Source organism: Paenibacillus crassostreae, assembly GCF_001857945.1.
Lineage (GTDB): Bacteria > Bacillota > Bacilli > Paenibacillales > Paenibacillaceae > Paenibacillus_AQ > Paenibacillus_AQ crassostreae.
In genome coordinates, this window is record NZ_CP017770.1 from 2299891 (window position 1) to 2324087 (window position 24197).

The following is a 24197-nucleotide window of genomic DNA, read 5'->3' on the forward strand; positions in this document are numbered from 1 at the left end:
AGATTTATTCTATCAAAAGGGCACCCCTAGATCCATGATTACTAGGAAATCGGATAAATAGGAGCTCAATATTCCAATTACAAACCCCTTCCCTTTTGACACCAAATCCAACCTTCTCATATTTCCGTAGTTGAAGAAAAACGATAAGCTTAAGTAAGTCTTCTAAAAGAGAAATTTACTATATATGGAGGAATCTTAATGAATAATACTACATCGGGAATAGCAGCTTTGAACAATATCGGTTTGAGTCATGTCCAGCTTACCGGTGCTTACCATGTAAACGCATTTGAGAAGGAAATGGCCTATTTATTAAGTTATGATCCCGATCGATTGTTGGTTGGTTTCCGTGAGGTTGCAGGCTTACCAGCCAAAGCCACCATCTATCCTGGTTGGGAAGATACAGAGATCAGAGGCCATACATTAGGCCACTTTTTAACAGCATGCGCCCAGGCTTATATGCAGAATCGAAACGCGGACTTGCTTGCTAAGCTAGAATACATCATAGATGAATTATCTCTCTCTCAATTGGATAATGGGTATTTATCTGCCTTTCCAGAGACGCTATTTGATAATGTGGAAAAAAGGAAACCCGCTTGGGTTCCTTGGTACACCATGCACAAAATTATTGCTGGCCTCATTATCGTTGTTGAGGGGACTGGCAACCAAACAGCCTACGACATCGTAGCAAAACTGGGAGATTGGGTAGCAGATCGCACTTCTAAATGGTCTAAGGAATTGCGGAAAACAGTCCTCGCTGTGGAGTATGGTGGCATGAACGATTGCCTTTATGATCTCTTCAAACTAACCAAAAGTTCACGGCATTTAGAAGCAGCTCATCAATTCGATGAGATCAACCTCTTTGAGGCGATCCGTAGTGGTCAGGATATCCTTAAGGGGAAGCATGCCAATACAACAATTCCTAAATTCCTAGGTGCGTTGAATCGCTATTTGACACTAGGGGAAAGCGAAATATTTTATCGAGAAGCTGCTGAGAAATTTTGGGATATGGTAGTTTATCATCATAGCTATATCACAGGTGGAAACAGTGAATCCGAGCATTTCGGCGATTCTGATCTGCTCGATGGTAAGCGTAGTGACATCACTTGCGAAACTTGTAATAGCTACAACATGCTGAAGCTTACTCGAGAACTCTTTAAGCTGACACAGGATATCAAATACGCGGATTTCTATGAGAATACTTATATGAACGCCATTCTCTCATCTCAGCATCCGGATACTGGGATGACGATGTATTTTCAGCCTATGGCTACAGGATATTTCAAAGTGTATTCCTCTCCATTTGAGCATTTTTGGTGCTGTACTGGAACTGGAATGGAAAGCTTCACCAAGCTAAACGACAGCATTTACTTTCAACTGGATCAGCAGTTGTATGTCAATCAATATGTGAGCAGTCAGTTAGATTGGTCTGAACAGAATATCAAGATTACACAGAACACAGATTTCCCTTATACCGATAAGGCACAATTAATGATTGAGACAGTTGATCATAGTGATAAACACTTCACTATGTGTCTGCGTATCCCCGAGTGGGCCTCAGGAGAAATTTCATTTACTATTAACGGCGAACATATTCAACCGAAAGTTAGAGATGGCTATGCACACATTGAAAGGGTCTGGATGAATGGTGACTCCCTTCAGTTACGAATCCCTATGGTGGCCTCCTACTATCCATTAGCAGATGCTCCAAACGTCGTCGGTTTCAAATATGGTCCAGTCGTATTAAGCGCAGCATTGGGTACAGAAGATATGATCGAATCCAAAACAGGCGTAATTGTCAGCGTGCCAACCAAGCGAATGCTTGTTAAAGATTTCGTCACTCCTGTTGGAATGAACGTACAAGAATGGTTTAACGACTTCGATCAGCATTTCGTCCGGTTGAACGATGACTTAGCCTTTGTGCTGAGAAATACGGATGAAGAAAAGAGGCTAGTCTTTACCCCGCATTTCAAACAACATAACGAGAGATACGGGATTTACTGGAACTTCGTCGAAGCGGATTCAGACGCATTGCGTGATCATCAGAAGAAGAGCCATCAGCAACTTCTCCTTAAAGAGAATACTATTGACAGTGTGCAAGTAGGTAACGACCAATACGAGTTGGAACATTACATCCAAGGCGAGCATACTTATGCAGGTAGCTTTGAGGGACTGAATGGAAGACGAGCAGAGGCTAACGGATGGTTCAGTTATGAAATGAAGGTCCTACCAGGCCAAAGAAACGGACTATTAGTTACTTTCAGCTATTTAGATGCTGATAGAAGCTTTGGAATATGGGTTAACGGTCATCTGCTAGCAACAGAAACCGTTCTACACCATGAAAGAAAACGAGAATTCTATGATAAAGTAATCGAAATTCCTGTAAGCCTAATTGCCGAAGATCAGGAATCAATCGTTGTCAGGTTTGCTCCTGTAATGGGCGGATTTAACGGAGTTTATGGTGTTTTGCGGACTATTAAGCCATAACTTTGATATCGTTAAAGAGCAGCTGTCGATTTATGACATGCTGCTCCTTTTGATCAGTTGATAGTTAGTTATTGTCTTGTAGCAGGATCAACTACAGCCCAAAAAGCCGGCTTGGCATGTAGCTGCTTATCGAATAGAAAAGGCGCTTCCGTGCGAGTAATAGGGAATGTACTTAACCATGTATGATCATCGGCAATGCCCCAAAATACGACACCACTTATGATGTCCTTATGTGCCTTGAATGCTTCAAACAACTCACGGTAACGGTCAGCCTGCTTTTGCAGGATCTGTTCTGGAATTTCTTCACCATAATCATTATGATCATTCCATACGTATAAGCTCATATCTAGTTCAGTTACAAGATTATCAAGACCTAGCCCAGCGAACATCTCCATTGACTCAATAATTGAGCTAACAGGTGGCCAATTCATATTGATATGAGTTTGGTGACCAACACCATCGATAGGTACTCCTTTATCTAGCATTTCTTTCACTAGCTCGTATAAACGATCCCGCTTAGCCACATCATCTGTACCATAATCATTAATGTATAACTTAATATCAGGTCCCCCTGCTTCACGGGCTACACGAAATGAAGTCTCAATAAATTCCGTTCCTGTTACTTTGTACCATTCACTAGCACGCATGCCACCTGGGTCAGCTGGCTCGATAACCTCATTCACAACATCCCATGATTTTATATCGCCTTTATAGCGACTAACAATCGTTCGCACATGAGTATCTAGACGTTCAAGTAACAGCTTTTTATTTACCTCACGCTTAGCTTCGTCTGTCTCGTCCACCATTGGCTTGCCTTCATTATCTTTAAAGAACCAATCTCCTACTTGACTATGCCATACCAATGTATGGAAACGGACTTCGATATTATTCGCTTTAGCAAATTCAACAAGTTGATCTGCTTGAGTCCAATTAAAGATCCCTTCTGTAGGCTGAAGCGAGACAGGTTTCATTGCATTTTCAGCTACAAGCCAATTGACATGCTTTTTAAGTAAATTAGCTTTTAGCCCACTTGTTTGGAAAGGCTCAATCGCTGCCCCAATCGGGAAATATCCCGAGTATGCCTCGTATAGTGAAGGAATACCTTCTTCTACTGATGGTTCTACTATTTCCTTAACAATCACTTCTGCAGTGGGAGTAGGTTCCGCCTCATTCGTTGGCTCGATGACTGCATTAGTGGGTTCATCTTTAACAATTCCAGCCTCATGTTGACCGTTATTAATAATGAATATCAAAGCAATACAGATAACAACACTAACGACAGCTATTATTCTTTTATTCAATTTGGAATTCACCAACAAAAACCACCTTCGCAGGAAATTAGAAAAGCCCCGCGTGAACTTGTTCTTACACTTAGTTACACGCCGGGCGCTCTGTTGATCTACTTTCTATCCAACAATTCCTGTGCGTTCGATGCTTTCTACAAAATAACGTTGAACAAACAAATAAATAATGATTAGTGGCAACATAGCAAGCAAAATTCCTGTATCCTGTACCATGCTCTGATAGAATGGATCCACTTTTGATGTAGCTCCACCTTCTAGCTGTATTGCAAGATTATAGGGCAATGAAGATAACTGCGTTGACATCACTTTGCTTGAGGTTAAGTAAGTTGTCGTATAAAAGCTATCGTTCCATTGCCAAACAAATGAAAATATCGTGACCGTAATAAGCGCAGGGATAGCATTAGGAAGCATAATTCTAGTAAACGTTTTTCCAATCCCAGCCCCATCGATGTAGGCAGCCTCCTCAATCTCCTTCGGAATCCCTCTGAAAAATTGCCGGAAGATAAAAATATACAAGCCTGCTTTTAACGAATTAGCGGTCAGCGATGTCAAGATAAACGGCCAGTAGGAATTCAATAGATTAACGGATTTCCCAGTAAGTAATGGTATTATCCCCATTAAAGTAAAGTCCTTTAGATTTAAGTAAATAGGAATTAGTATGGTTGTCGGAGGCACAAGAATAGTCAAAATAACCCCTGCAAACAATAGATTACTTCCTTTAAACTTTAATCGTGCAAACCCATAACCAGCTAGAGCACATGAAATTGCGGTTAGCAACGTTGTCATAGAGGATAAAGCAAAGGTATTCAACAATGTTACCCAATAATCCATAATTTGAATGACTTGCTTAAAATTATCGAACGAGTAGTTTTGAGGGATCCATATAACAATTGGCGAATATAGATCAGATTTGTGTTTTATCGCTGTCGATATTTTTTGCAAAATAGGGTACAAGATTACGAACGATAAGCCAATAATTAGGGTATATCGTACGAATGACCACAACCATTTTTTCCAGATTTCTATGGATAACAATTTAGCAAAGACCAACTCCTACACCCTCTTTCTATTCATGATAGAATATCCTTTTGGAGATCAAAAACGTACTAATTAACAAAATAATCGCAATACACAGAAAATATATCCATGCCATTGCTGAACTTAAACCAAAGTTAAACTGGGTAAAACCCGTTTCACGTATTAAGTCCGTCAAGGTGTTACGAGAAAAAGAATCAATGATCGTATAAATCAAGTTTGTAAAAATAAGTGGACTTACCATTGGAAAAGTAATTTTCCAAAATGATTCGTACCCTGTTGCCCCTTCCATTTTCGATGCTTCATATAATTGTGGAGAAATATTCTGAATGCCTGCCAAGAAAATTAATATCTGTACTCCAGATAGGCTGACAATCTCATAAATACGGTCAACGGCACCCGTTAAATACATGACTATCGTTTCACTTACACCAGATTGCAGCATGATCTTCTGTAGTTCAAAACTAATGACTACTGAATTTCCAGCATTTTGCTCATTTACAGCTTGAATTAAGCTAGTACTCTCCAATGATAGAATAACTCCAGAAGCTAATATAACAGGCAAGAAAAATACTGCTCTCGCTAGCGATCTTCCGAAAAACTTTTGATTCAAGAGCACTGCCAAGAACAGGCTAAAGATTACGATCAAAGGTACATTTACAACCATATCAACAATCGATTCTATCAAACTTCGGTTAAAGCTTGTATTTACAGTTAACGCTTCAACGTAATTCCCTATCCCTATAAAATCAATGATCATTCCATTCGCATTCGCTTGAATAGAACTCAGACTATAGCGTATAGAAGACATCAGAGGTATGAAAAAGAAAAAGATAAATCCTATAAGCCATGGTAAGACGTAGATAAATCCCCACATTGCCTTTTGCTGGGCATATGTCTTTGGTTTGATTCCGAGTTTCATTAGTAATTTCATGATTTATCACCACCCGTAATATAGCCCTCGTTCTCGATAATGTTACCATCAGCTGTCACTTGAGTATCATTATAATTAACAATGACATATAAGCCGTTCTCATACGTCGTTTTGAATACACCATCCTCAAGCTCCTCATGCCAAATGATACGTTCATGACTCACTTGCTTCAGAAATTCATTCACTCCTTGATAGATTTCTGCCGCTTGATCAATCCAGAGTTCATAATTAACTGCGTATAAATCATTATGATCTGTATCTTTTACTTTATAATTCGGTTCATGAATCCATTCAAAGTAAACACCTGATCCATACTCCAATGTTTTCAATATATACTGTTTCTCATTAGTGTAGGTAGAAAGGTTATACGGAGCTCCTGTATAATCAATATACCCTCGAAGTACCATTTGATAGAAAGGAATTTCCTCATCTTCTATCTTAAATTGACTGCTCGTCATCGGTGCATTTGTAATGTTTGTCAAATAAGGAAACGCGTATGCATTGCCTCCATTAGCGAGAATGTTCTGGTTATGCTCACGAATCGTGGTTAGTGCATGAACTGAAATCTTCTCAGATTCTACACGATCGATTTGATTATTCTTTAGATAATCACTATTCAATTGATCAGCCAAATCTCGTAGTGAAATACCGTCTGTCTCATAACCACTCAGGCCATTAAGCATAGATTGGGTATACCTTTCAACATATCGTGGTGAGATCACATATGAAGGTGACTTGCTTCGATCACGTCGATTTAATGCTAAATCTATAGGATATAACGTTGCAGGAACTTCCCTTAATGTTCGTGAGGCTTCTTTCTTTTCATTAAAGTTATCACCTGAATTCGCTATTAACAACGCAGTATCTGGAAATAGCGAGATTCCCTGCTCCTTAGTAAAGGCTACAAAATCTCGTAAGCCTTGGCTTCCTCCGATGACTTTATCCACACTTACTTTAGTAGGTACTTTATGATCCAAATCTCCATTAAACCAGCCAGAATACTTAAGTCCAATTTGCTTAATGTTACGCTCCTGTAATTGTTTGATCATACTTTGTGCTTGCTCAAAAGTTGTAAGTGGTTCAATCGCATCATAAGGAATTCCTGCGAAATGATTCTGTTTGGATATGCTACCGATTAATTGTAAATAAAACGTGCTGTCCGCGTTTTCTTGATTATCATGTTGTAGCGGTAAACCATTGTTCTCTAATAAATATTGTTGATAGGTTTGAGCCATTCCTTGGTAAGACGCTTGCTCATCTGCAAGGAAAACATAACGTACAGTATAATCTGTCTTCATCGGTTCTTCTTGAAACTTTGGAATGGAACGTCGTTGATCATTCGCATTGAGCGTAACTTCGCCTTTATTTACAACATAAAAGCTTGGATAAACGTAATTGTAACTGTTTAATCTACCATTAATATCTGCATTAATAGTTGCCACTGAAGCCCCTTGCTCAATAATGCCAAGTACTGCACTATGCTCATGAATGACGCCAAACACAGGTAACCTAGCCTTTTGTTCCTGATTCGCATCTTCCGTTGTTTCCATGGTCATATCAGGACCATAAACTTGTTGTTGATATGCTGGATATTTCGTTTTTCCATTATTAAAATGGATTAAAGCTCCTGACCCATCTGGAACCAATATCGATCCCTGCTCATTCATGTCTCCTGCTCCAAAAAAACTTAACGCTGATATCGAGTTAATCGGATATTCCTCGGGAAATTGAATATCTGACACTGGTATGTTTACGATTAGACCATCTCCATCCAGCATATATTCGATCGAAGCAAGAAATACTCTCGGCTCTGGTTTCGCTTGACTTAAATTATGCTCCTGCGCATCCTTTATCAGATCTTCCTCGGTATAACCAATATCCTCAAAGGCTTTTAATCCACGCTCTAGCTGTAATCCTTGAAGCGCGGTATCATTTCTTACATATGTCGACGTTTCCTTCTCTTTTTTATAAGCAATCATTAACGCTCGTTGGCCTGTTTTATCCATTTTACTGGACAACTCTTCATATCGAGCTGCACTTAACATTATTGGTAAATCATCAACTGACTTCACAGCCTTTCCAAATTGATATGTTACCTTCACCCCATTGTGAATGAGTTCATAATGAATTTGTTTATGAACAGCGCTATCCGTGTAAGAATTAATGGAACTAAGTTGACCAAGCGAATTATAATAATCTAGCTTTAATTGAGAAGACAACATATCTTTATTAACCCCAGAAGCTAGTGTATCTGAATCTCGCTTCGGATCGTTGCTATACCAGACCTCTCCGTTTTGTTTGTGGAGAACAGCAATCGCTCCCGTCTGATCGTCAATAAATAATTGCAACTGATCATTTTGTACGATGCCCTTCATGCCTTGAACGCGTGAATCAGTAAAAGAACTACTCACGCTATTTCCTTGGATGAATACTGTCTCTCCTAGCTCACTTGTGGAGCTTATATTGGAGCTATTAGTTGCTGAGCATCCAACAAGAGTAGACCCCGTTAAAATAATCGCAATGATTGTTTTAACAAATCTCATTTCTATCCCTCCTTTCCTAATTCCTCATGACAATTTCTTGATAAATAACGGATACGAAAGATATAATCTGCTGCACCAAGCTGAAAAATAATAAACAAAGGAAAGCCATGAATCCCATTGCTACAACCGTCAAAAGCATCGTTACAATTGCCTTGAAGGGTGTATATTGATGTATGGTCATATTCCCTACAAACAAAAGGAATACAAACCATAAAACAGCAAAACTTGTTGAAAAGTAATAAAAGGTTGTCTCTTCCAACGCGATCACATTACTCAGCCAAATCCATGGAAAATTGATAATGACAAGTGGAATCAATGCAAAACATGTTGAATTGAATATTTCAACAAATTTACCTTCACCATCCATTAACGTTGTAAGTGACCAATTAGCAATACTCCAAAATAATACAGGTACAACGACATATACAATCTCCATGATGCTGTTCATGCCTTTGGGATTGTAGATATGAACTAGAAAGCCACTGTATTGACTGTGTAAAATATTTGTTATAACTAATAAGAACAACACAACAAATGAAATGAATAAATTATCCTTTTTGTTGTTCTCGTATTTTAGGTCCCAAAAGCCGTTAAAGGGATGGGTAATGAGATTAAATGGGTATTTAATCAGCTCTTTACTCCATGTTGACAATCTTCCTTCCTCCCTTCGTTTTGCGCACCTTGCTCCATATAAATGTTATGAATACCAACAAGACAATACACGTCATAATTATTGGAAAGTATCCTCGAAGCACTTCTTTACGATGCAGAAGGAACGCTTTTGAATAGCCCTTCTGGTCTATACTCTCTTTGAAATATGTCATCGCTCCGTCATAATCTCCTTGACGTATAAGCGATTTCCCAATACCTGAATAAGCAAACTCTAAGTTCGCATTCATATTAATCGTTTCATTATAAAGCTTATAAGCGGCTTCCTCATCGCCACGATAGTAGCTTCTAACCGCTTCATTCAAGGTCCGTCCATAAGCTGTTGTTCGGAAAATTGTTATCTCCCCAAGCGCCTTATCCAGCACCAGGAAATCATCTCCCACTCGAGCAATCGCTACTGGAGCAACAAATTCCCCTAATTGATTACCTAATCCTCCGAATACATACATTAAGTGTCCGTCGCCATTATAAGTGAATATACGACCACGCTTGGAATCGAGGGCGGAGTATATCTCGCTATTCGTAACGTCAATATCGATCATCCGAGAGGGACCAACATCTGAGCTGTAGGAAATGTCCCCACTAGGTAGAAAATATCCTTCTTCCCGTAAAATATTGTTACCTTGCGCATTTAACTTCTTAATATTGTCATTCTCTTGCCCATTTGTTGCATAAATGAATCCTTCATCATTAATGTCCAGATTCGTAAACTCCATCGGTGTAAACTGAACCATCTGACTACGCTGTTCTTTCGTTGATAGCGTTTTCCATAAATATTCGATTGGATCAATAGTGACACGGTTAGCACCAATAAACGTTGTGAATTCGCCATCAGCATTAAATTCCATGAAACCATCAAACACCCCAGTAGCCATCACGTAGATACGCTTCGCATTATCTACGACGATCCGGACAGGTAGAAATTCAAAATTTTCTTGCAATAGTTCTGATTGCGGAGATTCCACAACTTTCATAAGCTCAAAATTCTGATTAAGATGAACCACTCGTTTATTGCCTGTATCTGCAATGTATATATGCTTATCTTCCGTCACAAAAATACCTTGTGGTTTAGAAAAGATCTCCTGTTGTCCATCCTTTAAGAAGGAGTCAATAATGTCCAATACTTTGTACTGATCATCTAATATAACTACTCGTGAGTTTCCTGAATCCAACACATAGATGTGATGATCTAACGTAACATGAAGATCACTTGGCTCGTTGAAGATTCCAACATTTAGACTATTCCCATCCATTAGTGCTGTTGCTTGATAAGGGGCTGGAGAACCAACTGTATTTCCCCAGTATGAATAGTTATAGGAATCTGAATCGCTTTCCGCTTGAACCAGAGTTCCTCCAAAACTCATAGACAAGAAACAGCAAAGTACTAATAACAGGTAGCATTTATTTTTTTTATTCCATTTCAACATTGTGCATGGCTCCTTTCTACTCTTTCATCCCTGATGTCGCCATCGTTTGAATGACGCTGCTTTGCGAGATGACAAATAGCGTGATTGGAACAACCATTAGAATTAGTGCAACTGCTGCTCCAACACCTGCACGTGCAATTCCCCCTTGAATAATCTGACCAAGTGCGTAATGAAGCGTCTTTAAGTTTTCGCTATAGATAAAGTTCCCTCCATCAGTACCCCAAAGTGCAGGAAACTGAAGAATAAGTAGGGTTAACCAAGCCGGTTTTACATTTGGCATCACAATACTCCAAAAAATTCGATACTCACTCGCTCCATCAATTTTAGCCGCTTCCAATAATGCATCTGGAATTTGCTCCATAAATTGCTTCATCAAAAACAGGCCTAATGGAAATGCCAATGAAGGCACGATGATCGCGGCATGTGTATTGATCCACCCCAGCCATGAAATCACCATGTAGTTAGGTGTCGCTGTGACATGCCCTGAAAACATTAATGACAATACAACAATTGAAAAGAGTGTTTTCGAACCAAAAAATTTGTATTTAGATAGTGGATATGCTGCTGCAGATGCTAGTAAAATATGACCAACAGTACCAATGATAGTAATGAGCAGCGTATTGGTTATATATCGAGAAAGCGGTACCCACGAATTCCCCATGAGTGCAACTAAATCAGTAAAGTTGTCCGAGGTCGGATTATTCACAAAAAATCGTGGTGGAAATATAAACAATTCATCTAGTGGCTTAAAGGCATTATTCACGGCATAAATTAACGGTAGCATCATAAATGAACCGAACAAGGCAAGAATAACGAATAGTAAAAAGCTGACTGTAAATGATCGATTCAGCTTTTTAGGAGCTCGGAAACGAGCTAGCGTTTTTACGACCATCGTTACTCACCTATCTTTCTCAATAGCTTTTGCGTAATTATATTCGTCCCAATCATCATTCCAAACAGTACCGTTGCGATTGTGGATGCATAACCCATCTCAAAACGAATCGTTCCGTAATCCATAAGATGCGTTACAACTGTATGTGCTGCATAGTTGACACTAGGAAATCCAGCGAGTGCAATAGACACTTCAGCTACTGCGAACGATGCAGTGATTTGCATGACTGCACCGAACATCAGTTGTGGTCTCATCGATGGTAGTGTTATAAACCATAGCTCTTGCCATCTATTTTTGATGCCGTCCATAGCTGCAGCTTCAACAAGCGATTGATCAATCGTCTGTAATCCCGCAATAAAAGCTAAGAAACTTGTTCCTAAGCTTAACCATAGCTGTACGATCATAACGATAGCGAGAATATATTTTTCATCGGCTAGCCATTGAATCGGTTCAAGAATGATACCAACTTTCATTAGAAATCCATTTAGATATCCATAACTATCACCTGAAAATATGATTAACCAGATAAAGAACACATTTCCTGAAATCGAAGGTGCATAGAATACCAAGGTCATAAATGCACGAATCTTCGGTGAGAGCTCATTAATAATCCATGCAAAAATAAAACAGGCAATATAGCTTACTGGTCCCGTGATAATCGCAAATAAAAATGTGTTTTTTAATGCGATCATAAAGACATCATCATTCAGGAACAATCTCGAATAATTCTGCCAGCCTATAAATCGTGGAAATTCGAGCATATTAAAATAGAAGAAACTTAACACTAAAGAAAACACTACGGGTATGACGGTAAATGTAAAGAAAATAATCATGTACGGACTCATCATAAAATAGTAATGCTTATTTTTCTTGAACTCCTTCATAGCTTTAGTCCATCGCGATTCTTTCATCGTTTGGATAGAACTCTCTACGGTTTGATTCGTAGTTCCGACTTGCATACTTCCACCTCCAAACTAATAAGGTAAATTGAACTCTTTCCGTTTAATGGCGATTTCATCATTTATATACAAAATATAATCAGATAAAGCTTCTCGAGGATTCTCATTCCCGTTTACCACTTTTCTAAATGCATTATCCAAATGTCTACCTGTAAAATATCCACCAGGGACTTGTGGAATCCCCTCAACCCATTGCCACTGACTTTCAAGATGTACATAATCTTTAACTGGCCATGGCAATTCTTTTAGTGCTTCAATATTCGCGGTTGGATATCGTGCTGCTTCACCCATCAATCCTTCCATTTCACGTCCATATTGAATTTGCGTTTCTTTGGACGTCCACCATTTCAAAAACTCCCATGCAGATTCCTTATCTTCAGCATTCTCAAGCATCATCACAGCACTCGTTGAGCTCGCTACTTGATGATTGATCGTACCATCCTCTCGAACCGTACCCGGAACGATTGTAAAGTCCCATAAACCTCGGATTTCAGGCGCCATGACCGTTAATGCGTTATAAGTGGTATAATCTGCAATGCCAATTGGCATTTCACCCGTACGGAATCGATTAGGAAAATCAGCTTGTAGTGGGAACTTGTAGTTGGTGTAGAATTGTGACCACTTCTTAAACATTTCCATAGAAACCTCGGAATCAAATAAACTTCTTGTTCCGTTTTCATTATAAAAAGCTCCGCCGTTTTGATAAAGCAGCATCGCAAAAGTTGCGTTTGGTACAATGCTTGCATTATTCGTTGGATTATCAAGCGGTAAATAGAACTCCAGATTATGCTTTTGCAATACGGAGATCATATTGTAAACATCTTGCCACGTCTTTGGTGGTTCTAGGTCAAGTTCTTGCAAAATGTCACTACGATAGAACAGCATGGGGAATGTTTGCTGCTCTGGTAATGCATATAACCCATCATTGTATTGATAAGGCACTAGAGCGCTATTTCGGAACCGTGTAGTGACTTCGTCATAATCGTCAAATTGCGTCAAATCGGCTGCAGCATTACGTAGCGCATAATTGATCGGCACATCCTCGCCAACTTGCATAGCTACATCTGGACCTTCATTAGCAAGCGTAGCAGGCAGCAATATATTACCGGCAACTAGCCTAAGCTGTACGGAAATGTCTGTATCAGGCGTAAATGTTTCATCGATTAACCCCTTCAATACTTGAGCTTGGTCTCGGCCAGTAGTAACCCAGACTGTAATTGAACGGTCACTTTCTTTCGTATTTCCAATGCTGTCATAGTCTTCTGTATACGAAGCTAGCAATGCACCTGCCTCATGCTTCACTTCATCAAGTACAGAAGCGTTAGCTTTAGGAAGCTGTACATTAGGAGAAGATACGACCAAATAATCTAGCGTAAGCGGTTGTTCTTTCACGGTTAGTATCCATGTGCCTAAACTTCCGACATTGAGTTTGAACGTTTTTAACCTTTTTGCAATCGTGTCAGGATATTCCACCATATCGTTCAATTGATGAACAAGAGAGTGTAAGGCAGATACTTTATCACTACGTTCGCCTGTCATTTGTTCAAGATAGTCTGCTACACTTTGAATGATTTCTGCTTGTTCAGATAACACATCTAGCATGTCTGGAATTCGTTTTTCCAATTGATAATCTCGATATGGGTCAGGTGAATTAGACGTAATCATCAGTATCTTGCGATACATATCATTAAGCTGTAGCACACTAGATTCGATCGTTCGAAGTAATGGTGCAATGTCACCGAGCGAAACCATTAATCGTATATTGTGTGTCCCTTTATTTAAATGGAATAAATAGGGTTCATCTTCACCTAATACATCCATCTGCCAATCGGTCTTATAATTAAAATGAATTCGTTTCATTTCTTCGAAAGGATACTCTCCATCAATCATTAAGCTCCGAGTTGCATATATCCCTCTTAGCTGATCTTGCTTCCGTTTTAAACCAATTTGATACAATCCATCTTCCTCTACTTCAACTTCCCATTCTATCCACTGACCCGGGAGTTTCCAATTGACTCCTCCAATTGTATTGATTTTAAGCTTAGACACATGATATGGCTCAACAGAAGAACTAGATCTATCCGTAAGTGGATATAACGTAGGGGATGATTTGTAGTTAGCATCCTCTGCTTGAGCAACAATATATTGGTCCGAAGTTGGCTGAACCCCATTTGAATCGTATTCATTATTTAATTGCACGTACGTTAATAGTTCCTTTTCCTGATAGAGCTCAATGTAATCAATGGCCATTGGTTCTCTTAACGCATTCAAAGAAATCGTTTGTTTACCTTTTTCAAAATAGAATAAATACGGTTCTTCATAATAACCCTCACCATCAATAAAATCTGCTATTTGCCACTTAGGTTTCTCCACTTGTCTTGGGCGAAGATCGTTCCCTCTGTCGTCCTGCTTAATTTCATCGCTTAAATTGCCCCATACGCGATCAAACATCAGAATATCTGCACCTCTAAACGGTACCTCTTGATTTATAGTAAACTCTCTTTCAATCGCAGAGCTCTTCCCTTCAATGGGGTAGTAATGAACTCTGATATTATATAGCCCTACCTGTTCGAGTTGAAGGTTCCAAGTAATAGATCCTGTTTCCGGTGTAATCACTGCCTGACCAGCTAATCCCTCATATTGATCAACAATTTCAAAACCTTCCCCAACCGTTTCAAGGAAGTCTTCTCCCTCAATGCGAATAACCTCGGCTGGTCGTTTTGCAGATATGTATTGATTCAAATATTGATCATAACCATCACCTTCAGAATCAGTTATTGCAGCAAAGTGGCTCATAGCTAAAGCTTGATGATTTTTCGATGAACTTGAAGGACTAAAAATAAATATAGATGTTACGATTAAGGTAAGAACTATGAAGAGGATCACGTAGTTCTTTTTTCTAATATTCAACTGCATACCCTCCTTACAAAAAAGAGATCAATTTCATTAATAGTCCCCAAATTAGATCAAATCTAACTGGGGACTGTTGATAATTAGTACCGAAGGTTACTATTTATAAATTTCATCAATTGCTGACTGAAGCGTTGCTTTATACTTTTCAACAACAGAAGATACTGAATTTCCTGTAGTTAACTCACCAAGGAAATCCCAATAAGGGAAGGAGGGGAATGTGTTATGGTCAAGAACCACCATTCCGTCTGCTGCAATGCGTGCATTATTGATGTCATCCTCATTTGTATAGTTACTCTCTAATGTAGCTTGAGATGGATAATCATACATAGATTCAATATCGTTGATTTTTTCCCATATATACATGATTTGTTCAGGATTTTCAACTGATTTCGGAATGGTTAAGGCTTGGTATAATGCTTCACCTGTATGATATGCGGAAGCACTTGGACCTTTAGGGAATGGAACAAAACCGATATCATAATCAGCCATATCTGTTTTTATACCCTCAACTTCATAACCAGCACCTACATACATTAATGTGTTACCTTGACGGAAAAATTGACTAGGTTCTGTCCAATCCCCACCTTCGGTAGGACGTATAAATTGTCCTGTAGCTAGACTAGATATAAAGTTCAATGCTTCTAATGTTTTTGGATCTTCTAAACTCTGTTCACCTCCATTAGTCAGCCCTGCTTCGTTGGAATATAGTGCTTGCTCTAGTAGACCACCTTGAGATAATCCCCAAATATCAAGCTTTCCATCATTATTTGTATCTTTATTAGCTTCTTTCGCTACTTGAATGAATGTCTCCCAATTCCAATTATCTTCATTCACGTAATCTTGAAGCCCCTTCAATCCTTGTTGATTCATAAGTGTACGGTTGTAATAAACACCTGCTATAAAGGAGCTTTGATCTTCAGTAAAACCGTAACCCTTACCTTCATACTGCATATACTCATTAGTTGTCTTTTGATTAAAGACATTCGCATTGGTTGTATACTCATCAATCGGCCAAAGTAAATCTTGTTTAACCAATGTTGGAACCGTATATGTTTTACCTAACCTGACAATATCGCCAAGTGGCTCCCCTGCCATCAGCGATGCAACGACCTTCGATTGATACTCGCCATAATCAATAGCGACATATTCAATATTGAAATTATGTTTTGCCTTTAATGCTTCTAAATTCTCTTTACGTTGGATACTGTCTGGGTTATCTTCTCCAATGGTCATATCCCACCATGAAACAACTTTAAGCGTTCTTCCACCCATATCAAAATCCATTTCAGGTGTTGCATTTGGGTTCTCATTAACTACTTCAACATCTTCACTCGGTACAACATCTGTTACCACTGGCTCACTTGATTGTTCAGGAGCACCATTATTTGCTGAATTACCACTTGTTGAATTCCCGCTACAAGCAGATATTACTAAAACAAATACAAGACACAGCATCATTAACAACCTATTTTTATTTAACATTTTCTTCCCCCTTTTTCACCCTCGAGAGTTAGTTACACAACGAATTGTAGCGCTTTCATCTGTTGATCAACAACCTGCCTATATTCAGTTATTAAGCCTGCTTAATTATAGGTTTCCTTTCTATAGACCGGTTCACATATCGAGCGATAAAGAAACAAGTAAAGATTTGCTTACAATCTAAAAAATTGCACATATATTTCTTATAAATAAAAATCCCCGTACCTATTAGATACGGGGATAACGATTCACAAACTATTCACTATCTGTGAACTTGCCAGTAATCAAACTTGATTAGCTTACGATTAGTCTCTCCTCTAAATACAAGGAATAAGTGATGAACTCCATCTGCACCTTTAATCTCAGTTTGAAGCTCATTGAACTGATCTAGTCCATTACCTGCAGGAATAGATAGCTCACCAATCAGTTTGCCGTCTGGACTATCCAATCGAATTTCAATGCTACTAGAAGAACTTCCACTAGCCACAGATGCTGTAAAAGAAGAAGCACCTTTCGTACCAAAATCAACATTGGAAAGAGCAATCCAATCGCCGTTATCAATATCTGTTACTGCTCGATTAGCAGAATGAGCTTGAGCGTCATCAACAATCGCCTCAGTATTTATTCCTGCATTCCAACCGATAGTCTCCGCTTCTACTCGAACGTATGGATTTAATGCTTTCAGTTGCTTTACACCTTCATAATTAGCAATAATCTCCTGAATCGTTCCATCTGCATTAAAGAAGACCTGATTCAGATGCGTTGATCGATATCCTTTCGGTACTCCCATCGCTTTAGACAATGTTTGCGCATGATAAGCGATGTACCAGCTTCCATGGAATTCGAAAATGGCATGATGATTATTTCCACCTATGTCAAAGAAGTGTACTGGATTTTTCAGAATCATTCCTTCATATGTCCATGGACCCATCGGAGAATCACTGACCATATACGCGATTTGACCTGCTTGAGGACTTCCGTCAGGACGAACACCATCATAGAAATTTGAACAATACGTATAGTAGTATTTGCCATTCACTTTGTTAATTCCAGAATTCTCGAACATATACGGAGCTGGAATGGGTTGAGCTTCCCCTAAGACACTAGTCATATCTTTGCCTAGCTCCATCACTCTAGCTGTATTTGGCATTTCTTCCTGTCCATCTGGAATACCACCGCCAAAATAGATATACCCTTTTCCATTGTCATCTACTAATACAGCTGGGTCAAACAGCCACGTTACTTTTTCCACGCCAGGAGTTTCTCTAGTAAGCAATGGCTTTCCAATAGGATCAATCCACGGTCCAGTTGGACTATCGCTCGTTAACACACCAATATTACTGGCATTATTAGCAAAATAAATAAAAAACTTATCTTTTCCATCAATCACTTTATGCACCGCAGCAGGTGCCCAAGATTGTGTTGCCCATTTCGCAGCACCAGCTGGACCAGCCACATCAACAACGCCATGGTCTGTCCAGTTAACTAGATCATCCGACGAAATGACCGAGAGTTTATTAATATTTGCATAAGTATTATCCTTGACACTACCACTCTCATCGTACTCAAATACATCATTCGTCATATAAAGATAGACCCTGTCTTTATATACTAAAGCATAAGGATCAGCTCCAAATTTGTGAGAAACTAACGGATTTCCCTTTAATACAGCTTTACCTACCGGCTCAGCGGGTGGTGCATATGAAAACTTGGATACTGCTCCACTTACATCAATTTGTTCCTTCTGTTGTGCTGAATCTATGATTTCCAAAGAATCTACCTTTACTTCATCATCTATCATTTCAACTAGCTCCTTTTTAAGTCTAAATGTAATCTTTACAAGCTCCTTACTCAAATCAACATTTTCAAATAATTGCGTTGTATCACTCACAGTATTTATTTGTAATGCAATACCACCTTCAACACCTTCATATGATGTTTCTACTTCTGCCGTATTTTGTTCGTTAGCAACAATACGATCAATCTCAAGCCAGTCTGGAAAATGTATGGTCGCACGAAGTTGCTGGAACATCTGCCCATCAGGCAAATCATCTAACAGTAAGCTTAGGTCATAGCTATTGCCCTTATCTTTGCTAAGTTTTACATGACTTTCTTTCAAATAAGCGGTCAGAACAGTCTTTGTTATCACCTCTGAATTCTTATCAAATAGTCGATTAAATCCAATAAATAGGATTGCAATAAAAATGAATAAGATAGCTGATGATATATACATTATTTTAGAATTAACACTCATTAATAGCCCCCTTTTAACCATGATCACCAATTTATCTATTAAATCGTAACGCTTCAATATCACTGCTTCAACCTGTCAAACTGAGGGTGAATGACCCCTCAAGTTATAGGTTTAACTACTCCCTCAAATTGCCCACAAAAAAAGTGACTCATTCGAGTCACTCTAGCAGCATATCATTATTCATTTGAATACAAATGATAACCTTCAATCCGTTAAGTTCGCTTCGCTCTAATCTAAGCCCACTGCCATCACCATACGTTAATACGAGACGTCGATGAATGTTTATTATACCTGTTATTTCATTTTCTTCTGAGTTATGCTGGAGTCGATTCTGCAACATGAAAAGTTGTTCATCAGATAGATGATCACCATTATCTTCTACAATAATATGAATAGTATCCTGATGTTTTTCAAATGTAATGCAAAGCAATCCTTGCTCACTCTTCTTCTCAAGGCTATGCTCATACGCATTCTCTATAATTGGTTGTACGATAAGTCTTGGTATTCTAATAGCTTTCATTTGATCTGGCAATTCATCAAATCGTACACGTATTCTTCTTGAAAAACGAAGTTCTTGAATATCGGTATACATACGGGAATGTTTTATTTCTTCCTCGAGTAAAACGAGATCCTCTCCATTACGTGTAATAAAGCGAAAATATTCCCCCAGCATAATTGTAAATTGTTCAATCCGCTCGACATCTCCGACCTTTGCTAAGGAATTCAAAATAAAGAAGCTATTATACAAAAAGTGTGGATTAATCTGAGATTGCAACTGCTTTAGTTCAGATTTCTGCATCATCATTTTTTGCTTATAATCTTGATCAATTAGACTTGTTAATTTCTTAAGCATTTGATTGAAGCGAGTATACAAAAAGCCAAATTCATCTTTTTTGTCATGAACGATTGGATGATCTAGCTCTCCTGCCTCCATCCGCCTAAAGCTTTGCACAAGCAGTAATAACGGCTTATGAATAAAGAGATACGTCGAATATGAAAAGACAACAATCGCTATAAAGGAAGCAACAGCAAATAACCACGCCCATTTATAGAAAAAGCTTAACGGTCTTTTCACCGTCTTCTCGGGCAAATAAGTAACAAGTGTAAGCATTAGATTATTGGAATAAGCCTTATCCATATGATACTGCTCTCCAGAAACCTCTAGCGTTGACATACTGCTTTTTCCGCTTTTCTCCTCATGCAAATAACTATTTACAACATCTGATGCTTCATCACTACTCATCAATGTAAATTCTGACGGCTCTGAAATAAGAAATGAGCCGCTATCTGGATAGACACTTAGCTGCTGTAATGACTGCTTCAGTTTTGCGCCATCTAATTCGATCTGAACTACATAGTTTGGTAGTTCTCCTTTACCGCCTCCATACTTTACAGCGATAAGATGGAGAGCCTCACCTGAATAATATAGTCGATTGCGATTCGTAGAAACATTAGCGGTTAATTGTGTATAGGCCTGCTCATCAAGATCGACAACAGAATTTGTTGCAGAAACTGTTTTGGAAATGCTATAAATATGCACATTAATATCTTTAATATACGCACTGCTGTTTTTAAATGATGTAAGTCGGTGTAAGACATAGTTTAAACTTTGTCTTCTTTCCACACTATTCATCAAACCCCAAGTCACAGCAAGCTTACTCAATTCGCTATCTTCTACAAGATCGAATTGCTGTAGCTCCATCCACTCAATTTCACGATCTAGATCTTCTAAATAGTAGTTTAATTGTGTTCCGGTCGCTCTTGAAATATCATCGCTAGCATTATTATAGCTCCAGTTGTACAAGTAAAATCCGAGCATAATAATTGGTATAAAAACAAGCAGGTACGTAAACACCGAACGAAAAAAAATAGTTTTACGTAATGATGTTACAGGAAAATTGAACAAGGCAATACCTCCGAGCCTGCATAAATGTTTTTATGATCATTTATTTAGTTTATACCACTCATTGACTTCCTTTGTTATTTTCGCTCCACCAAGCTCATGCCATGTATCAACAAATTGATCAAATTCGTCAATTGAATTACCAAGAATGATATTGATATATGCCTCATGTTGAAGATCATGTAGCAACGATTTCCTCTCGATCATTGTTTCTGTAGGAGCACCTGTAAATGCTTCATATAAAAGCTGATTATTTTGTTCGTATTGATCAAGTATAGAAAAGGCCCCATCTGTTCCATAAGTCTTCTCCCAGCCCCAACCATGCTCTTTATCTTCTCCTCCGGATTGATATTTCTTAATTAGCTTTTGGATCGATTGAGCCTCCGCATTGAGCTCCGTCCAATTTCCTGTTCGTCGCGCTGCTTCTAGCTGTTGGTAGGCTTCAAAATTCTTTTTCGCTGGATATGGTGTTACCGGGGATAGCTTCCATACTGGATGTGGAGAACTATAGAATGTTTCGAATTCACCAGTTCCTCCCCAATTTTTTTCGAGATGCAAATTAATTAATTTAATAATAGCTTCTGGTTGCGCGAACTCCTTTCGTACAACAAAATATTGCCAAGTGTTTAATTTCAAAGGTACTTTAGGTAGCTCGTCTGATAAAGCAACAATCGGATATGCTTTCCAGTCTGCATTGGCATTAAGCTTTTGGCTTTCCTGTACTAAGAATGATCCCCATTGCTCACCGTACACCATCCCTATATTTCCACTCGCAATTTGTTGCTTGACTTTCTCACCATTTTTAAATGAAAACTCCGAATCGAGTTGACCATTTTTATACATTTGCTGTAATGTTTCTAGTGCAGTTTTCACCTCTGGCTGGATTCCGCCAAATACAAGATTACCTTCTTCATCAGCTATCCAAATCTCAGGATATGCTTCATAGCCTGCCATAAAGCCTTTAATGCCCATAATAGGATCCCACAGATAATTTGTAATTGCTAAACCTAATGTATCGTTTAGACCATTTTGATCTGGGTCCATTAATGTAAACGCTCTTGAAATTTCCAATACATCATCAATCGTCTGTGGCGGCTGTAGATTAAGCTGCTCCATCCAATCGGTACGCAGCCATATATACATGGCTCCTTCAATGGAAGAGGTGGTTTCTGGTATTGCCATTAATTTCCCGTCAATTGTTGCCGTATCAAATGGCGCATGGCCTTCTTGCTCCAATATTTCCTTCGTTAACGGCGTCGCATAATCCTTGTAAGCATCCGTCAGCTCTTGAATTAAGCCCGCATTACTCAATATTCTGAGTTGCTCAGCACTAACCCTAGTAATATCTGGCAATTGACCCGATGAAACGGAGAAGCTCTGCTTTTGACTATATAGATCGCCTTGCGCGGTCCAATCATAATGAATCGAAATGCCTAATATTTGCTCATACATCCGGCTCCATCTATTATTCTCTAATGTTTCATCCGGCAATATATTAATTAAATCTTCCAAATCATTACTTGTTTCACGAACAAACGAAACCTCAATGGGCGGGTCATATTGACTAAGTCCAATTTCTTTATAGTCATTACTATACTCGCTATGCTCAATGGGATTATCGATATTATCGGTCGTATTATTCTCTTTCTCACAGGCCATTAATATCACAATAAATAATAGAGTTAATATAATAAACTTGGCCCATTTAAACATAGCACTCTGCACCCCCATTCCGATAGATATCATTTCATTAGCTAACCAGAATATCGTTCCACAATGATTGAATCTCGGTACTCCTGTGGGGTCATCCCTGTAGCTCTCTTAAAAAATCGTGTAAATGAATGTGCTGCTTCATACCCAACCAATAAGGCAACATCACGAACTTTTAAATCTCCATTACATAATAACTCCTTGGCTTTTTTAATTCGGCATTCATCAATATATTCCGATAAATTAACCCCATGTTCCTGCTTAAAGAAACGCGATAAATAGGATGGATTGAAATAATGAACTTCTGCTAAACGAACAAGCGATAAATCTTCACTTAAATGATCTTTTACAAATTTACGAATTTTCCCAATGATTAAAGATGCTCTGTTTTGCTCATTCATAAATTTTTGTTTAAACATATGTTCAGCCAATAATTGCAAATATTGAAATCCTTCTGTCATGGATATATGTTTATCTAAAAGCATTAATTTACTGTACTCACCGATATGATGATGCAAACCAAACCGATTGATATATGATAGCAATACTAACGCTAGTGAATAATAGGATTCAACGGAGCGATGAACCGATTCACTCATATTCAAAGTATATTGAACAACTTCATCAAAACATTTAAAAAACTCCTCAGACCTCCCGGCATCTAGATGTGCGCTCAAAACCTCCATTTTGGGCCCAAGCCGAAAACCTTCATTCGAATTTGAAGTAATGGTCTGCTCAACTCGATCAGTTTGAATCAATGAGACTCCATCGCCAATCTTCATCCTCTGTAGTTGTCTAAGGCGTTCATACTGATTAGTTATTTCATTCCATGTACAGGATCTTCCACTAATTGTGAATGATATTGTGATGCCTTGTGTTTCCAAGCATGCTCGCTGAATTAATTCTAAAGTACCTTCCATATATTTTATTAAGTGATTAGTAAACTTTTCATCTTTAAGCTGTGATGGTTGAAGAAACCACAATAAATCGCCATATTTGTCAACTAGTGCAACACTGTTAATTTGCTCTGTCATAAAGGAATTCCAAATAACTCTCGTTAATGAAAACAACTCACTTTTTTCTATATATGCTGCTTCAAAAGAATATGACAAATGACCAAGTGCTAAAACAACAGGAACTTTGGGATCTAAAGCAATATTTAATCTTTCAAACTCTTGTATTACTGAACCTTGATGCTTATAGATTGTTTGACTATCCTGTAGAAAATGTCTGAAATATTCGCTCTGAGCCATAAATTCTAGCGTATCCATCTGTTCTTGTGATTGTTCCAACAAATTATTCATTTGATTCTCATTATTAATCTCATATATAACTTCCTGCACGGTTTGAGTGACTTTTGTGTAGCCTTCTGTTTTTAATAAATATCTAACGTTCAACTTTTGAATCGCTTGATACGCATATTCGAACTCGCTATATCCTGTCAAAAAAATAATTCTACATCTTGGCCAATATATTCGGATTTCTTCCATCAACTCTAAACCGCTCATCCCGGGCATGCGAATATCAGTAAGCACGATATCTATTCTGGTTCGTGACAACCAATTTAATGCTTCTTTTGCTGAGAAAGCTTTACATATATCTAATTCACCTGGCATAAATTGATTAAACACTTCGTACAAGGCCTCTGTAATAATTTCTTCATCATCGACAATCAGTAGTCTGTACATCCA

15 protein-coding genes are annotated in these 24197 nt (G+C 38.5%); 1 reads left to right on the forward strand and 14 read right to left on the reverse strand.

The window, feature by feature from the left end:
* Positions 1-198: 198 nt before the first annotated feature.
* Entirely contained in the window at positions 199-2484 is a 2286-nt protein-coding gene (locus LPB68_RS10745; RefSeq protein WP_068654645.1) for a glycoside hydrolase family 127 protein, read from the forward strand.
* Between the two features lie 68 nt (positions 2485-2552).
* Here LPB68_RS10745 and LPB68_RS10750 read toward each other — a convergent pair whose 3' ends face one another.
* The 14 genes from LPB68_RS10750 to LPB68_RS10815 form a co-directional block, all read right to left on the reverse strand.
* Positions 2553-3797 carry an endo-1,4-beta-xylanase gene (locus tag LPB68_RS10750; protein ID WP_232510131.1) on the reverse strand — a complete coding sequence of 415 codons (1245 nt, stop codon included), beginning with the start codon at positions 3795-3797 and terminating at the stop codon, positions 2553-2555.
* A 93-nt stretch (positions 3798-3890) separates the two neighbouring features.
* On the reverse strand, positions 3891-4838 hold the full coding sequence (locus tag LPB68_RS10755) for a carbohydrate ABC transporter permease (RefSeq protein ID WP_068654647.1): 948 nt from the start codon (positions 4836-4838) through the stop codon (positions 3891-3893).
* 16 nt (positions 4839-4854) lie between these two features.
* Positions 4855-5757, reverse strand: coding sequence for a carbohydrate ABC transporter permease (locus tag LPB68_RS10760; protein ID WP_068654649.1), 903 nt, complete (start codon positions 5755-5757; stop codon positions 4855-4857).
* Positions 5754-8300, reverse strand: coding sequence for a DUF5696 domain-containing protein (locus LPB68_RS10765; RefSeq protein ID WP_068654651.1), 2547 nt, complete (start codon positions 8298-8300; stop codon positions 5754-5756). Before LPB68_RS10765 ends, LPB68_RS10760 begins: the two co-directional genes overlap by 4 nt.
* A 16-nt stretch (positions 8301-8316) precedes the next feature.
* Positions 8317-8952 carry a YIP1 family protein gene (locus LPB68_RS10770; RefSeq protein WP_068654653.1) on the reverse strand — a complete coding sequence of 212 codons (636 nt, stop codon included), beginning with the start codon at positions 8950-8952 and terminating at the stop codon, positions 8317-8319.
* Positions 8936-10396, reverse strand: coding sequence for an NHL repeat-containing protein (locus LPB68_RS10775; RefSeq protein WP_068654655.1), 1461 nt, complete (start codon positions 10394-10396; stop codon positions 8936-8938). Before LPB68_RS10775 ends, LPB68_RS10770 begins: the two co-directional genes overlap by 17 nt.
* Positions 10397-10412: 16 nt before the next feature.
* The gene (locus LPB68_RS10780; protein ID WP_068654657.1) at positions 10413-11288 is read right to left on the reverse strand and encodes a carbohydrate ABC transporter permease; all 876 of its coding nucleotides are present in this window, start codon (positions 11286-11288) and stop codon (positions 10413-10415) included.
* A gap of 2 nt (positions 11289-11290) precedes the next feature.
* Entirely contained in the window at positions 11291-12247 is a 957-nt protein-coding gene (locus tag LPB68_RS10785; protein ID WP_068654659.1) for a carbohydrate ABC transporter permease, read from the reverse strand.
* Positions 12248-12262: 15 nt separating this feature from the next.
* The gene (locus tag LPB68_RS10790; RefSeq protein ID WP_068654661.1) at positions 12263-15157 is read right to left on the reverse strand and encodes an extracellular solute-binding protein; all 2895 of its coding nucleotides are present in this window, start codon (positions 15155-15157) and stop codon (positions 12263-12265) included.
* 99 nt (positions 15158-15256) lie between these two features.
* Entirely contained in the window at positions 15257-16642 is a 1386-nt protein-coding gene (locus tag LPB68_RS10795) for an extracellular solute-binding protein (protein ID WP_068654663.1), read from the reverse strand.
* Between the two features lie 259 nt (positions 16643-16901).
* Complete coding sequence (locus LPB68_RS10800; RefSeq protein WP_232510132.1) at positions 16902-18893, reverse strand: glycoside hydrolase family 43 protein; 1992 nt, start codon at positions 18891-18893, stop codon at positions 16902-16904.
* A 157-nt stretch (positions 18894-19050) separates the two neighbouring features.
* Positions 19051-20799, reverse strand: a complete 1749-nt coding sequence (locus LPB68_RS10805; protein WP_068654665.1) for a sensor histidine kinase — start codon at positions 20797-20799, stop codon at positions 19051-19053.
* Between the two features lie 36 nt (positions 20800-20835).
* Positions 20836-22509, reverse strand: coding sequence for an extracellular solute-binding protein (locus LPB68_RS10810; RefSeq protein WP_198402105.1), 1674 nt, complete (start codon positions 22507-22509; stop codon positions 20836-20838).
* Between the two features lie 41 nt (positions 22510-22550).
* A complete protein-coding gene (locus LPB68_RS10815; protein WP_068654667.1) occupies positions 22551-24194 on the reverse strand; it encodes a response regulator transcription factor in 1644 nt (547 codons plus the stop codon).
* Between the last annotated feature and the right edge of the window lie 3 nt (positions 24195-24197).

Excerpts from the sequence above, each read along its gene's own strand:
- LPB68_RS10745 (WP_068654645.1), top strand. The coding sequence starts at position 199 with ATGAATAATACTACATCGGGAATAGCAGCTTTGAACAATATCGGTTTG.
- LPB68_RS10760 (WP_068654649.1), bottom strand. The coding sequence starts at position 5,757 with ATGAAATTACTAATGAAACTCGGAATCAAACCAAAGACATATGCCCAG.
- LPB68_RS10765 (WP_068654651.1), bottom strand. The coding sequence starts at position 8,300 with ATGAGATTTGTTAAAACAATCATTGCGATTATTTTAACGGGGTCTACT.
- LPB68_RS10775 (WP_068654655.1), bottom strand. The coding sequence starts at position 10,396 with ATGTTGAAATGGAATAAAAAAAATAAATGCTACCTGTTATTAGTACTT.
- LPB68_RS10780 (WP_068654657.1), bottom strand. The coding sequence starts at position 11,288 with ATGGTCGTAAAAACGCTAGCTCGTTTCCGAGCTCCTAAAAAGCTGAAT.
- LPB68_RS10785 (WP_068654659.1), bottom strand. The coding sequence starts at position 12,247 with ATGCAAGTCGGAACTACGAATCAAACCGTAGAGAGTTCTATCCAAACG.
- LPB68_RS10795 (WP_068654663.1), bottom strand. The coding sequence starts at position 16,642 with ATGTTAAATAAAAATAGGTTGTTAATGATGCTGTGTCTTGTATTTGTT.
- LPB68_RS10800 (WP_232510132.1), bottom strand. The coding sequence starts at position 18,893 with ATGAGTGTTAATTCTAAAATAATGTATATATCATCAGCTATCTTATTC.
- LPB68_RS10810 (WP_198402105.1), bottom strand. The coding sequence starts at position 22,509 with ATGTTTAAATGGGCCAAGTTTATTATATTAACTCTATTATTTATTGTG.
- LPB68_RS10815 (WP_068654667.1), bottom strand. The coding sequence starts at position 24,194 with ATGTACAGACTACTGATTGTCGATGATGAAGAAATTATTACAGAGGCC.